We start from the raw sequence: 14,047 nt of genomic DNA on the forward strand, positions 1-14,047 counted from the left end.
CAACCATCGCAGTGGTTCACACAGGACCAGTTTCGGTCCAGCCGATCAAGGAGCAAATCAGTGAGCAAATTCCTGATGCGCGGGTGATCAACATCGTCGATGACAGCTTGCTCAGTGACGTTCGGGCGGCCGGCCATGTAACTCCGGAAGTTGCAAGTCGAATTCATTCGTACATGGCCAATGCGCAGGGGATGCGCGTCGACATCATCCTTAACGCCTGTTCGTCCGTCGGTGAAGCTGTAGATTCGGTGCGCAATTTTATTAGCACTCCAATTGTGAAAATCGACGAGGCGATGGCTGAAGAGGCGAGCTTCATCGGTTCTCACATTGGGGTGATCGCGACTGTGTCGACTACGCTGGAGCCCACCGTTCGCCTCGTTAAAAAGAAGGCCGGCGAATTGCGGCGCGCCGTTGAAGTAACCGTGCGGATTGCCGAGGGTGCATTCGAGGCTCTCTTAAGCGGGGACGGTGCACGACATGACGAAATCGTAAAGAGCGCAATCTCGATCCTTGCAACACAGGTCGACGTGGTCGTGCTGGCGCAGGTCTCAATGGCGCGGCTCGTGCCGCAGTTGGAGCGCGTGTGCGTTCCCGTGCTATCTAGCCCGCGCAGCGGTGTCGCTGCTCTGAAACGCGCGCTCGGTAACTTGCCTAAAGTAAGCGCACCCAGTTCGAACAGATGATCGGCGGCATGATCGGAGCGCGGGTCGCGCGGGCTAAGGTCCGCGTACTTGGATGCGACATTCGAGTTTGAACGGAGCGAAGTAACGGTGCATGCACTGCTCGTTGCATTGAAGTCTGATTTCATCGGTGCGACCGATCTCGCCAACATCCGCAAGCTCGCGTTCGATTCGCTGATCATCTGCACCGGAGCAACCGATCGGAGGATGCCGGTTCCCGGCTGGCACTTCGCTGGTCGCTACGCTCGCCGAGCTGATCGACGTGGGGCGCACGCCAATGCCGCTCGACACCTATTCGATCGACCGATTTGCTGCGATGCCTGCCATTGCTTTAGCTATAGCCATCGGACACGACGGCTGACAGACCACGCCTACCACGGGCCTTCCCCGTTGCTCGGTGTGAGTCGCGGTTGAAGAGCCCCTTCGAGGCAGACCTCGCTCGGCCGGGACGGCTGTACGTCCAGGTCACGAGCGGGTTCAACGAAGAACCAGGAGCAACCTATGAGTACATCAGGCGCCCGCGTCGAAACCGACCTGTTGGGAGAGCGGGACGTCCCCGAGGACGCGTACTACGGGATTCACACATTGCGCGCGAAGGAAAATTTCCAGATTTCGGGTACGACGTTGGCGTCATACCCGAAGCTCGTGATTGCACTGGCAGCAGTCAAGCAAGCGGCCGCGGAGGCAAACGCGGAGCTTGGCATGCTTTCCCCGATGCTCCGGGACGCGATAGTCGCGGCCTGCGAAGAAATCCGGGAAGGCCGTCTTCACGACCAGTTCGTCGTTGACGTCATCCAGGGCGGCGCCGGTACGTCGACCAACATGAATGCGAACGAAGTCATCTGCAATCGCGCGCTCGAATTGCTCGGTCGTCGGCGGGGCGAATATGCATACCTGCATCCAAACGAACACGTCAACCTTGCGCAAAGCACCAATGACGTATATCCGACGGCGCTGCGCATCGCGACCTTTTTCGCTATTGAGCATCTGCTGGAGTCGATGGCCAGGCTGCATGCAGCGTTCGACCAGAAGGCGATTGAGTTTGCGGGTTTATTAAAGCTTGGTCGCACGCAACTGCAGGACGCGGTTCCCATGACTCTCGGCCAGGAGTTCTCGGCTTATGCCGTTATGCTCGAGGAAGACATGTCGCGGCTCAAAGAGGCTTCCATGCTAATCCGGGAGATCAACCTTGGTGCGACAGCGATCGGCACGGGCATTACCGCCCACCCAGAGTACGCGCGAAAGGCGCTCAAATCCTTGACTCGCATCACCGGCATCGACCTCGTGACGGCACCGAATCTAGTCGAGGCGACGCAGGACTGTGGTGCTTTCGTTCAGATCTCCGGGGTGCTGAAGCGCATTGCTGTCAAGCTTTCGAAGACGTGCAATGATCTGCGTCTGCTATCGAGCGGTCCGCGCGCAGGCTTTGGAGAAATCAACCTTCCGCCAATGCAGGCCGGTTCCTCGCTCATGCCAGGCAAGGTCAATCCGGTCATCCCGGAGGTGGTCAACCAGATCGCATTTGAAGTCTTCGGCAATGACCTGACCGTCACGTTCGCGGCCGAAGGCGGCCAACTTCAACTGAATGCTTTCGAGCCCGTCATTGCCAGCGCGCTCTTTCGGAGCTTCAAACATCTCACGAACGGTTGTTCGACACTCGCCGAGAAATGCGTCAAAGGCATCACTGCAAACCCCGACCGGTTAGGTGAAAACATCGAGCAGTCTATTGCACTTGCTACCGCACTTAACCCGTATATCGGCTACAAGAACTCAACGTCCGTTGCCGCTGAAGCACATGCAAACGGAAGGACCATTCGGCAGGTTGTGCTGCGCCGTCAATTGCTGACAGAGGCGCAACTGGAGGAAGCCCTCCGACCCGAGGCGCTGATCAAACCCCGAGCGTACGTTGCGTCAACAGATCACTGCACGGCTTCGAATGACGGTGTGCACAACGTTGAGTCGATCCAGGTCGGTATGACCTGACGCGGGGAACGCTTGCGAAACAGAGCGTATATGACTGAGAAGATGTCGTTTGCCTTGCCCTCGCAGAACCAAACAGGTCACGGCTAAGACCGACCCTTCTGCGACGGACGGCGCATTGCCTGTTCAGTCAAATACCTCGAAGCAGCTGGATGGTCCGCTCGCGTTGAGAGGAATGGTATGGCTGGCATCACACGCAGGCAATTGAAGTCGGAGGCAATGATTCCGGCGAACCGGAATGACGCCGATCTATGGCGGTGGTTTTGTCTCATGTACGAGCACGGCCGTCTCAGATGGTGCACTTCCGGGTTCGGCTGGTCAGTAAGTGTTGATCTAATACATTTCGCTACCGAGTCTAGCTTTGATGCCGCCATCAAAGCGGCGCGCGAGCGGTTTGAATCCGGACGTCGACGCTCGCCCGATCATGGCGCGATATTGTGAGCATGCGGTTCCTCGGCTTCGACTTGGGCTCGTGCGCGGGCCCGTGCTTGCCTGAGGGGCATTACCGCGAATCCGGCACGGATATTACGCTCTCGACGATGCGGGCGAAGGTCTGGACAGCGGGACGGATGGCTTCGATATCGAGCGCGCCGAACCCCAACAGAAATCCGTCATGAAATCCCGGATCGCCTTGATTGAACGTGCGCAGCCTGCGAAGGTAAATTCCCTGTTCCAGCGATCGCGATACGGTCGTATCGAAGTCAACCAGATCCCGGATCCTGATTGTCATATGCAGACCCGCCGCGTTCCGTGATGTTTCAAGTGCATCGCCAAAGCACTGGTCCAGACATCGGAGCAATTCCGATTGTCTCGCACCGTAGATATCGCGCATCCGCCGAATGTGCTTCGAGAAATGCCCGTCTGCAATAAAGTCTGCCATTGCTGCCTGCAAGGAAAGGTGCCCCGGTCTGTATAAGCGCAACGAAGCGGCTGCGAAGGAATCGACCAGGTCGGGTGGAACAACCATATAGCTGAGCCTCATGCCGGGATACATTACCTTGCTTAACGTTCCCATCAGAATGACACGGCCGTTCTCATCATCGCCTTGAAGAGACGGAAGCGGACGCTGGTCATATCGGAACTCACTGTCATAGTCGTCTTCTAGAACGAATGCGTCCCACCGCTCGGCGGCCGCACGCAGACAGGCACGCCGTTCGTCCGACAACGTCACCCCCATTGGAAACTGATGCGATGGGGTCGTGACTACGAGTCGAGGTCGGCGCAAACATCGTTCGAGCTTCATACCGTTACTGTCGACGGCAATAGCCTCCACTTCCAGCCCGTTGGCGCGCAACAGGATTGGCGTTGCCCAGTGGCAAGGGTTTTCAACATAGGCCAGTTCACCCACGTCGGCCAGAATGCGTGAGCAAAGGTCAATCGACTGATTGCTCCCCATTGTCACGATGATCTGTTCCGGGGAGGCCCGAACCGCGCGCGATACGCGCAAATACTCCGATAGCGCGCGGCGCAACGGGAGATATCCGCCTGGATTGGAGTAGCCCATGAGGTCCGCGTGCTGCTCCCCGAGATAGCGATTCTGGATACGCCTCCATATCTGATAAGGAAAACAATCCGTATCGCAAACACCCGGCACGAACGCCCCCTTGCGTTCCTGGATGCCCGCAGGAGCGCGTATCAGTTGCTCCCCGCGCTCGGAAAGGGTTCGTGCGGTTGATTCCCGAGGCGCCGACTCCATCGATTGCGGCAGCTTGTCGGAGACAAGCGTGCCACTCGTGGAATCGGTATGGAGATAGCCGTCGGCCGACAGCCTTTCATAGGCCGTTACAACGGTTATTCGGGAGACTTCCAGTGCAGCCGCGAGCGTTCGGGAAGACGGCAAACGTGCGGAAGCCTTCAGAGTGCCGTCGGATACCGCGTCTCGGATCCCGTTCGCGATCTGGATCTGTAGTGGCACGGCCCCGTCTCGACGGAGACGGGCGATCAGGAGGTCAGCAAGCAACGAGTCAGCCATTGGACCTATCCAACTTTTTGAATTGGACTCATAGGTTCGCAGCGGGTACCCGTACTGTCAAGGCTCGCCATCGAACAAAGCCTTTCCAGTTATTGAGGATCCTATGCGTGTATCTCTACGTGAGCGTATTCGTCAGTTGCATCGCGTGATAGGCCTGAGCATCGGTCTATTCGTGGTCATGGTGGCGGTTACCGGCGCGGGCATGCTGTTTCGGGAACCACTCGAACCCGTCATCTACCACGGTCTGCTCAAAGTCGAATCGTGCAAAAAGCGCCTGCCGCTCGATACGTTGATTGCCAATGCAAGCGCTTCTAATCCAGTCGCAGGCCGGCCAAAGCAGGTGCGCATATACGACGACGCGGATTCCAGCGCGCGTGTCCTCTTCAGCGACAACCGGTGGTACTACGTCAATCCATGCACTGGCGAAGTGCTTGGAAGCGAGGATCGTTACGGCGGCCTGTTTGGTACGATGGCCAGCTTGCACAGCTTTCAGTTTCTGAAGAATGGAAGCGTCGTCGCTGGAACGCTTGCGCTGACATTCGCGATTGTCCTGGTCGGTGGCGGCTTGGCTGTGTGGATTCCAGAGGCGTTGCGCAAACGCAGGCGCGCCGTCGCGATCAAGCCCAACCTCACCGGTCGCGCGCGCTGGCTCAGTCTGCACAAAACCCTTGGCGCCTATGTCAGCCTCATCGTTCTTGCGTCCGCGCTCACCGGCGCGCTGCAATCGTTTCAATTCGTGAGGGACGCGCTCTACACACTGACGGCATCGAAGCCCCCCGCACCTTCTCCTAGATCGTCCATGCAGGCCGATACGAAAAGCCTGCCAGTCGAGGCCCTCTGGCAACGCGCACAGGCATTAGTGCCGCAACCAAAATATGCCCGCATTCGCTACCCTGGCAAGCCCGGGGATGCTTTCAACTTCGATATCGTCGCACGCGACGCACCGCATATAAATGCGTTTTCCTACGTTAGTGTCGATTCGAACACAGGCAAAGTGTTGCGCTTTACTTCATATGGGGAGAACAGCATAGGTCATCGAATTTACCTGACGGCGCTTGCGCTGCATTACGGATGGCTGAGCGGTGGATTTATTCAGGTGCTGCAACTGATCGGCATGCTCTCTGTACCGGTATTGGCTTACGCCGGCATCGGCAGTTATCTGCGCGGCAAACGGCCTCCGCCGGCTCCCGTGTCGCCCCGAACGACTCTCGCGTTGAAAGTGGCCAGGAAAACGACAGAGGCGGAGAACATTCAATCTTTTGAACTTGTCGACCCTGCCGGAAAAGTGCTGCCGCCGTTTACGGCCGGTTCCCACATTGATGTTCACGTACCAGGCGGAAAGGTTCGACAATATTCGCTGTGCAATCCTCCGGGGGAAAGACATCGCTATCTCATTGCCGTCATGCGCGCGGAACCGACGCGCGGTGGGTCGAGGACCATGCATGAGAAGGTCAAGGAAGGCGACTTAATCGAGGTCAGCACGCCGAAAAATCACTTTCCGATCGTGGAATCCGCGCAGCGCTCCCTGCTCATCGCGGGTGGTATCGGTATTACGCCGATACTTTGCATGGCGGAACACCTGGCTGGTTTCGGAGCCGCTTTCCAAATGCATTACTTCGCGCGCTCGGCGGCGCGCGCAGCCTTTGTCGACCGCATCAAGTGCTCGAAATTCGCCGACCGCGTTTTCTTTCACTTCACGGAAGACGAGAAACAGCAACGGCTAGACCTGGACGCGCTTCTGCAAACGCACGATGCCGAAATGCACTTATACCTGTGCGGCGGCGAGGCATTCATGAATGCGGTCATCGACACCGCATTGCAAAAAGGCTGGCGCAAAAACCGCATACACAGGGAATATTTCAGCGTTGAGCGCAGGGAATCCGACAACAATGTCGAATTCGACGTCACGATCGCAAGCACTGGCAAGACTATTTGTGTCCCTGCAGACAAGACAGTAATAGCTGCTTTGGCCGATTGCGGAATCCATATTACGGCGTCCTGCGAGCAAGGCGTCTGCGGCACCTGTGTGACTCGCGTGCTGGAAGGCGAACCGCAGCATCGCGACGTGTTTCTCTCCGACGACGAGAAAAATAGGAACGATCGATTCACTCCCTGCTGTTCGCGTGCCAACAGCCGGACGCTGGTACTCGATCTGTAGATGGAAAGGCCGGCACTGTCCGGCAAAACCGAAAACAAAGCCGCTTTTTTCCAACCATTGAAAGGAGACACAATTGAGGATCACCAGAAACCTTGTTGTCGTGGCAAGCCTGATTGCAGGCATGGGCGGCGCCGACCTGGCGCACTCGCATGGCATCTATTTCGCACAGCGTTCGAACCAACTGGCGCTGATCTACGGCGAGGGCAGCGACGACCTGGATGTCATCAAGCGCCAGAACAAGGTGAAGAGCGTCACAGCCTACGACGAGCAGGGCAAGGAGGTCTCCGCGCAGCTCACGCCCAACGGGCCACTGCTCGTGGTGAATACCGACAAGCAGCCGGCAATCGTTGCAGGGATGATGGACTACGGCCTGTGGAGCAAGACGACGAACGGCGAGTGGCAAAACAAAGGCAGGGACGAAGTGCCCGGCGCCACGTTCGGCGAGCACACATTCAAGTACGCGGTGCATCTGTGCCGGCCCCTGAATGGCGTGATGCCCGTACTGCCTGGGCAGAAGCTGCAGATCGTGCCGGTCGGCAAACAGATGCCGGATCAGATGGGCCAGGCGCTCACGGTTCGGGTGCTCTACGACGGCAAGCCCGTGGCCGGCGCCGAGGTGCAGCCGGATTTCGTCAATGACCCTGATTCCAAACCGCTAAAGACCGGCGCAGACGGTACCGTGACGATCAAGGTGCGCAACCAAGGTCTGAACGTGGTCGTAGCAACACTCGATACGCCGCCGTCGGAGCCCGCGAAGGCGAACCAGGACGAGCATAAGGCCACACTGTCGTTCGTGCTGCAGCACCTGCCCGAGTGATCAAGCGTTATCTGCTGGAGCTTGCCCCCAATGAAACGAATTTCTGGCTGGCCGCACTTGCTGCGGCCGTTTGCAGCGCGAAGCTTGTCAAGGGCGACAAGGTGATCGCTCTCGTGCCGATGGAAGACAAGTCGATGAGCAGCGCGCGCTTCGTCATGAATTAAGGAAGGCGTCCCTGGACGCCGGCAACTATGGTTGCCGGCGTTTACGGCGTTTTCATCGTTCCCGGAAGCGCTGCACCGCAACCAGTTACATCCATCTCGACGCCGCGATCCAAAAGGACTCCTATTTGCCACGCCTCAACCGGGATGGTCTGGTGACGACGCGTGACGAATGTCGTTTCAATTTATTTTTTTATTCGACCACAAGACCTTCATATGAAAAAGTTCTTGACTGCGGCAGCGCTCGCAGCCTCTTTCGCATGTACGGCACATGCTCAGAACAGCGTCACACTCTACGGTGTGATCGACGTCGGCATGAACTATGCGAACAACATTGGTGGCCACAAGCAGTATTCGATGGTCGCCGGAAATCTGAGTGGCGACCGTTGGGGGCTGCGAGGCACTGAGGACCTCGGCGGTGGACTGCAAACACTTTTCGTGCTTGAAAACGGCTTCAGTGTTGCGAACGGAAAGCTCGGTCAAGGGGGCGACGAGTTCGGACGCCAAGCCTATGTCGGTTTTTCGTCGTCGAACATAGGTACCGTTACGTTCGGGCGTCAATATGATTTGATTAACGACTTGACCTACATGTTCGTGGCGGCTCAAATGTGGAGCGGATTCGCCAGCGCCCATCCTGGCGATGTAGATAACACAGATGGTAGCAACCACGTCAACAACGCGATCAAGTTTCGCAGTGTGTCGTACGGTGGATTGACGTTCGCGGGCCTCTACAGCTTCGGCGGTGTCGCTGGGACATTCAACCAAAATCAGATCTGGTCAGTCGGGGCGAACTACAATTTGGGACCACTCACGCTTGGCACCGCCTTCGTTGACGCGCGAGATCCTAACTTTTCCTATTTTGGCAATACCGCGGCTTCAAGCACTACGGGGTCCAACATGAACGGTAGCCGCGTGTATTCCGGCTATGCGTCCGCGAAAAGACAGCAGATCTTCGTCGCAGGCGCTTCTTATGTCGTTGGTGCCGCTACGTTCGGCGTTGTCTACAGCAACACGCAGTTCAAGGATATCGGGACGCTACCGGGTCTCCCGGCTAACGGCGCAGGCGGCGATGCAAGATTCCACGACATTGAAGTCAATGTCGGCTATCAACTCACGCCGACCCTCCACCTCGGTGTCGCCTATAACTACCTGAAAGGATATGGCGTCAACGGTGCAACTTACAATCAAGGCGCGATCGGGGCTAACTACCTCCTATCCAAGCGAACTGACCTTTACACAGTCGCGGTTTACCAGCATGCGTCGGGCACCGATTCGACTGGTGGGAAGGCGGTCGCAAACCTCAACGGCCTAACCGCCTCCACAACTCAGAGCCAAGTACAAGTAGTTGTTGGCATCCGGCATCGCTTCTAGCAGGGCTTGAAACAGGCTTCGGTTTGACGAGCTGGGCGCCTTGAAAATGAGTCTCGTAGGCGATCAGCTGTTCACGCAACGATGGGCCGGCTAGCCGCCAGCCGGTGCCTGGTGCACGATGGCCTGATTGACACAGATTGAAACGATGCGCCGCCACGAATTCAATGCAAAATGAACTGTCAAGGAATCCACAACGCATGCAATATGCTGATTCCTCCCGCTAACCGGTGAAATTTGCAGAGGAGGCAGGCGTAGGATCTTGTCATCGTCAAAATAAGAGCATTCATAAAATGTTGTCGTCGATTCGCGCGCGGGTTGTTTGTGCTTGCATAGCTCTTGTGGTTTTCTCAGTCGTCGCCAATACCGGGACTAGCTATGTCATCGCCAATAGGAGCAGTGAGGAGGCGATTGATCGCAATTTGACCTCTGACGTAGACAACCGTGCTGTTGCTATCGGCGAATGGGTCGCCTCGAAGGCCCAGACGATTTCGTCGCTTCAGGATGTTGCGCTCACGCCCGACCCGATGCCAATGCTGAAGCAGGTCGCTACGGCGGGCGGATTCTGGGAACGTCGGCGTAGGCTATCCGAACAAGTCGGCAAAGTTCACCGATTGGCCCAATATTCCGTCATCCTGCGATCCCACCAGTCGGACCCTGGTACAGGAACGCCGTGCAGGCGGGAAAGCCGATCGCCATACCCTACGTTAGCACCAGCGGCGCGTTGCTGGTGGCGTTTGCAGTACCCGTGATGCGAGATGGTGTAATGAAGGCTGTCGTAGTGGGGGACGTCTCGTTGGACAGCGTGGTTGCGAACATCAAGTCGATTCATCCCACTCCGAGCGGTTTCGGCATGTTGATCGACAACAACGGACGGGTCATCGCCCATCCGGATCTGAAGCTGGCATTCAAGCCTGTCGCTGATATTGCACCGGAGTTCGATAGAGTAACTGACGCTCCGTTCGCGGCCACGAATACGCCCGTACAGCTCACGGTGAATGACAAGAGGAAGCTAATACGCGCGCAATCGGTGCGAGGAACCGATTGGCACGTTGTCATCGCTCTCGACAAGTCGGAGGCGACCGCATGCATACGATCGCTATTGACTGCGTCGCTCGTCTCCCTGACCGTCATCGTCGTCATCGCATCGCTGATTGACGCGAGGCTGGGCTATCGCGGCGCACCAAGCGAAGCGGGGGATGGATCGACTACGACGGATACTGTACGCGCATCGCAGAGTTTCTCGCGCACAAGCCGCACACGCACCTGCTTGAAACGCTCGTGGCCGACATTGCGGAACTCTCGTTTAGGGAATGGCCTGCGCTTGAGACGCTGACGCTCAGCGTGCATAAGCCGAAAATCCGGCCAGGTACGCGGCGCGTCGGCGTCACACTCGAATGGACACGCGCGGACTATCTGCTGTGGTGCAGTGCGGCGGGACGCTGAGTCTGTGCCGGTCTGATGGAGCAGGGGCATCATGCGCGCAGCGTGCACCCGTTCCTCATGTCGGCGCGGTGCAAGGGTCTGTCGGGTTTTGTCTTTCGTGCGCGTGGTGTGTCAGCCTACATTTAAGGGGTGCTGCGCGCGTCGCGTCTACCGGCGTGCCGCAGCGCTATCCAACCGGAAGGAGGCAGCAATGGGCACTAATCGAGGCGTCGTATATCTTGGGCCGGGCAAGGTCGAGGTCCAAAAGATTGACTACCCGAAGATGGTTGATCCGAACGGACGCAGTATCGGGCACGGCGTGATTCTGAAGGTAATCAGCACCAATATTTGCGGCTCGGACCAGCACATGGTGCGCGGCCGTACAACGGCCCCGGCCGGTCTCGTGCTTGGCCACGAAATAACAGGTGAGGTGATTGAGGTTGGCCGCGATGTTGAGACGCTCAAGCTCGGTGATCTGGTGTCCGTGCCGTTTAACGTTGCTTGCGGACGTTGTGCAATGTGCAGGGAGCAGCACACGGGCGTGTGCCTGAATGTGAATCCGTCGCGCGCAGGCGGTGCATACGGTTACGTGGACATGGGCGGCTGGATCGGTGGGCAGGCGGAGTACGTGATGGTGCCGTATGCAGACTTCAACCTGCTTAAATTCCCCGACCGCGACCAGGCGCTGGCGAAGATTCGCGACCTTACATGCCTGTCGGACATCTTGCCCACCGGCTATCACGGCGCTGTCACTGCGGGTGTGAAACCTGGCTCGACGGTCTATATCGCGGGGGCGGGGCCAGTCGGGATGGCTGCGGCAGCATCGGCGCGGCTGCTGGGCGCGGCATGCACGATCGTTGGCGACATGAACGAAGATCGACTGGCGCATGCACGCGCTGTCGGCTTCGAGACGGTCAACCTGTCGGAGGATGCCGCGCTCGGCGAACAGATCGCCCAGATCCTTGGTAAACCGGAAATCGACTGCGCGGTGGACTGTGTCGGCTTTGAAGCACACGGCCACGGGAGCGCGGGCCACTCGCAAGAAGCGCCCGCCACGGTGCTCAACTCGCTGATGGAAATCACACGACCAGCGGGCGCGATCGGCATCCCCGGGCTGTATGTAACCGACGATCCCGGTGCGAAGAATGTTGCCGCGCAGCATGGAAGCCTGAGCATCCGCTTTGGGCTCGGCTGGGCAAAATCGCACTCGTTCCATACAGGCCAGACGCCTGTATTGAAGTACAACCGGAATCTGATGCAGGCGATCCTGTTCGACCGGCTGCCAATCGCGGAGATTGTCAACGTCACGGTGATCTCCCTGGACCAGGCGCCGGACGGCTACAAGCAGTTCGACGGGGGCGCACCGCGCAAGTTTGTCCTAGATCCGCACGGCCTGCTCAAAGCCGCGTGACCGGCATGTAATGCGGTGATCGCAGGCGGCCGCATGTTGCGGCCGCCCTATTTTATGTTCTATTGGTGAAGCGAAACGCAGTGTGGCGCTTGCACGCACGGCGCAAAGACACATCGTGACACTTGGGGGACGGGCGACTTCAGGCATGCGTTGCGAGCGGGGCGACCTGCTTGCGGCGTTCGCGGGTGGGCGCGACCCCGAATGCTTCGCGATAGCTCTTGCTGAAATGGCATGCTGACTGGAAGCCGCATGCTATCGTGATGCTCATGATGGACATATCAGTCTGTAGCAGCAGTTCCCGTGCGCGACGTAGACGCAGAGTCAGGTAGTAGTGCGTCGGCGTCATGCCGAGGTGCTCGTGAAACAGTCGTTGCAGCTGACGCTGCGACATGTTTGCAAGACGCGCGAGTTCTTCGCGCGAGAGTGGCTCCTCGATATTGTTCTCCATCAGGGCAATCACTTCGAACAGCGATTTGTTTGCGGAACCCAGCCGCGCGATGAGCGGCATGCGCTGTTGTGCGCTGTTATCCCTCACGTGCTCCATGATGAACTGCTCCGCTATCTGCGTAACGCGCGCCGTACCCACGCGAGCGGTGATCAGGTTCAGCATCATCTCCAGGGGCGCGATGCCGCCCGTGCAGGTGACGCGGTCGCGGTCAATCACGAAGAGTTCCTTCATGAACCGCGTCTCAGGGAACTCTTCCTTGAGCGCCGACATGTTTTCCCAGTGGATGGCGCAGGCATAGCCGTCGAGCAGGCCAGATCTGGCAAGCGCATAGGTTCCTGTGCACAGGCTGCCGAGCGCGACGCCCCTGCGCGCGAAGCTTCGCAACGTCGACAGATGGGCGGGCGTCGTCACCCGCTGCACGTCGATGCCGCCGCACACGAACACGATGTCCGGGGTGCCGAGGCATTCGACAGGGCCCGTATCGATACCAAGACCATTGCTTGCCGTGACCGGCCCGCCATCCGGGCTGATGACCGACCATCTGTAGAGCGGCTTACCGCTCAGGTAGTTGGCCATGCGCAGCACTTCGACTGCGCTGGTGAAGGCGATCATGGTGAAGTTCGGCAGCGGCATGAACGCGAAGTGCGCTAACGACGCGGTGCGGTCGGGCGACATGTGGACCGTTCCTCGAATAGTGAACGCTTTCCAGCCAGGAATATGAGTTGCGCTATTCCATTGTGGAAGCATGCAGGAAAAGCGTGCCATGCGGCGAAACCCTACGTCCATCCGCATAACAGCTGATCCGATACCGTTCGCTCACAGGGTTGGGTCTCTACGCACGAACGATTCCATAATTTAGTCAGCCGGGCGGCGAGATCGTTTTCCGATCCCGTCAGGTCCAGCACCGCCGGTGCTATGGGCTTGTTGCCGGCGAATGGTGCGGTCCTGGGAGTGGCTGGGGTTTCAGGCAGGCGTGCCGTCTTCCCGCGCTGATTTCCGACCTGCCCACTCTCGCGAAAAGCGCCGGTTCTGTCACTTGTGAAAAATGGACGTGAATGGCGGAAAAGGTAAAGAGCGCGTCTAAATTCGCATGCCTATAGAAAATCCGAAAGACAAGAATAGAGCGGTCGCAGTCCTCACATGGCTCGGCTGGAGAGCCAGGCGCGGTGGCCTTTCGCTTTGCACACAGCTCACTCTTATTGTCACGGACGGTCTATGTCGAACACTCAACCTTTCTTCTCGCAGCCCTTGGCCCATCGCGATGCGTCGGTCCAGAACACCATCCTGAAAGAACTCGAACGCCAGCAATCACAGGTCGAGCTGATCGCATCGGAAAACATTGTGTCGCGCGCGGTGCTCGAAGCGCAAGGCTCGGTGTTGACGAACAAGTACGCGGAAGGTTATCCGGGCAAGCGCTACTACGGCGGTTGCGAGTTCGTCGATGAAGTGGAAGCACTCGCGATCGACAGGATCAAGACGCTCTTCAACGCAGGCTTTGCCAACGTGCAGCCGCATTCGGGCGCACAGGCGAACGGCTCCGTGATGCTCGCGCTCGCGAAGCCCGGCGATACGATCCTCGGCATGTCGCTCGATGCGGGCGGCCACCTCACGCACGGCGCGAAGCCCG

9 protein-coding genes and 3 pseudogenes are annotated in these 14,047 nt (G+C 58.2%); 10 read left to right on the forward strand and 2 right to left on the reverse strand.

Going from position 1 to position 14,047, the window contains the following annotated elements:
- Positions 1 to 683, forward strand: a 683-nt coding sequence (locus tag GCT13_RS44245; RefSeq protein WP_152768034.1) for an aspartate/glutamate racemase family protein, incomplete at its 5' end; no start/stop codon positions are given.
- Positions 684 to 1,181: 498 nt separating this feature from the next.
- The gene (gene aspA, locus GCT13_RS44255) at positions 1,182 to 2,663 is read left to right on the forward strand and encodes an aspartate ammonia-lyase (RefSeq protein WP_152768036.1); all 1,482 of its coding nucleotides are present in this window, start codon (positions 1,182 to 1,184) and stop codon (positions 2,661 to 2,663) included.
- A 499-nt stretch (positions 2,664 to 3,162) separates the two neighbouring features.
- Here the strand turns inward: aspA and pdxR are convergent, their stop codons facing one another.
- The gene (gene pdxR, locus GCT13_RS44265; protein WP_152768038.1) at positions 3,163 to 4,632 is read right to left on the reverse strand and encodes a MocR-like pyridoxine biosynthesis transcription factor PdxR; all 1,470 of its coding nucleotides are present in this window, start codon (positions 4,630 to 4,632) and stop codon (positions 3,163 to 3,165) included.
- Between the two features lie 103 nt (positions 4,633 to 4,735).
- Here pdxR and GCT13_RS51055 point away from each other — a divergent pair, with 103 nt between their 5' ends.
- The 7 genes and pseudogenes from GCT13_RS51055 to fdhA all read left to right on the forward strand — a co-directional run bounded on the left by GCT13_RS51055 (position 4,736) and on the right by fdhA (position 11,972).
- On the forward strand, positions 4,736 to 6,790 hold the full coding sequence (locus tag GCT13_RS51055) for a PepSY domain-containing protein (protein ID WP_152768039.1): 2,055 nt from the start codon (positions 4,736 to 4,738) through the stop codon (positions 6,788 to 6,790).
- 73 nt (positions 6,791 to 6,863) lie between these two features.
- Entirely contained in the window at positions 6,864 to 7,607 is a 744-nt protein-coding gene (locus GCT13_RS44275) for a DUF4198 domain-containing protein (RefSeq protein ID WP_227747335.1), read from the forward strand.
- On the forward strand, positions 7,604 to 7,771 hold the full coding sequence (locus GCT13_RS48915; RefSeq protein ID WP_193727945.1) for a hypothetical protein: 168 nt from the start codon (positions 7,604 to 7,606) through the stop codon (positions 7,769 to 7,771). Before GCT13_RS44275 ends, GCT13_RS48915 begins: the two co-directional genes overlap by 4 nt.
- A 213-nt stretch (positions 7,772 to 7,984) precedes the next feature.
- Positions 7,985 to 9,139, forward strand: a complete 1,155-nt coding sequence (locus GCT13_RS44280) for a porin (RefSeq protein ID WP_152768042.1) — start codon at positions 7,985 to 7,987, stop codon at positions 9,137 to 9,139.
- Between the two features lie 670 nt (positions 9,140 to 9,809).
- Positions 9,810 to 10,136 (forward strand): annotated as a pseudogene (locus tag GCT13_RS48920) (cache domain-containing protein); the annotation flags it as partial.
- Positions 10,137 to 10,286: 150 nt separating this feature from the next.
- Positions 10,287 to 10,582 (forward strand): annotated as a pseudogene (locus tag GCT13_RS48925) (dihydroneopterin aldolase); the annotation flags it as partial.
- A 190-nt stretch (positions 10,583 to 10,772) separates the two neighbouring features.
- The gene (gene fdhA, locus GCT13_RS44290; protein ID WP_152768043.1) at positions 10,773 to 11,972 is read left to right on the forward strand and encodes a formaldehyde dehydrogenase, glutathione-independent; all 1,200 of its coding nucleotides are present in this window, start codon (positions 10,773 to 10,775) and stop codon (positions 11,970 to 11,972) included.
- A gap of 139 nt (positions 11,973 to 12,111) precedes the next feature.
- Here the strand turns inward: fdhA and GCT13_RS44295 are convergent, their stop codons facing one another.
- Complete coding sequence (locus tag GCT13_RS44295; protein ID WP_152768040.1) at positions 12,112 to 13,095, reverse strand: GlxA family transcriptional regulator; 984 nt, start codon at positions 13,093 to 13,095, stop codon at positions 12,112 to 12,114.
- Between the two features lie 540 nt (positions 13,096 to 13,635).
- Here GCT13_RS44295 and glyA point away from each other — a divergent pair.
- A pseudogene (gene glyA / locus GCT13_RS44300) lies at positions 13,636 to 14,047 on the forward strand (serine hydroxymethyltransferase); the annotation flags it as partial.

This window comes from Paraburkholderia franconis, assembly GCF_009362735.1.
Taxonomy (GTDB): domain Bacteria; phylum Pseudomonadota; class Gammaproteobacteria; order Burkholderiales; family Burkholderiaceae; genus Paraburkholderia; species Paraburkholderia franconis.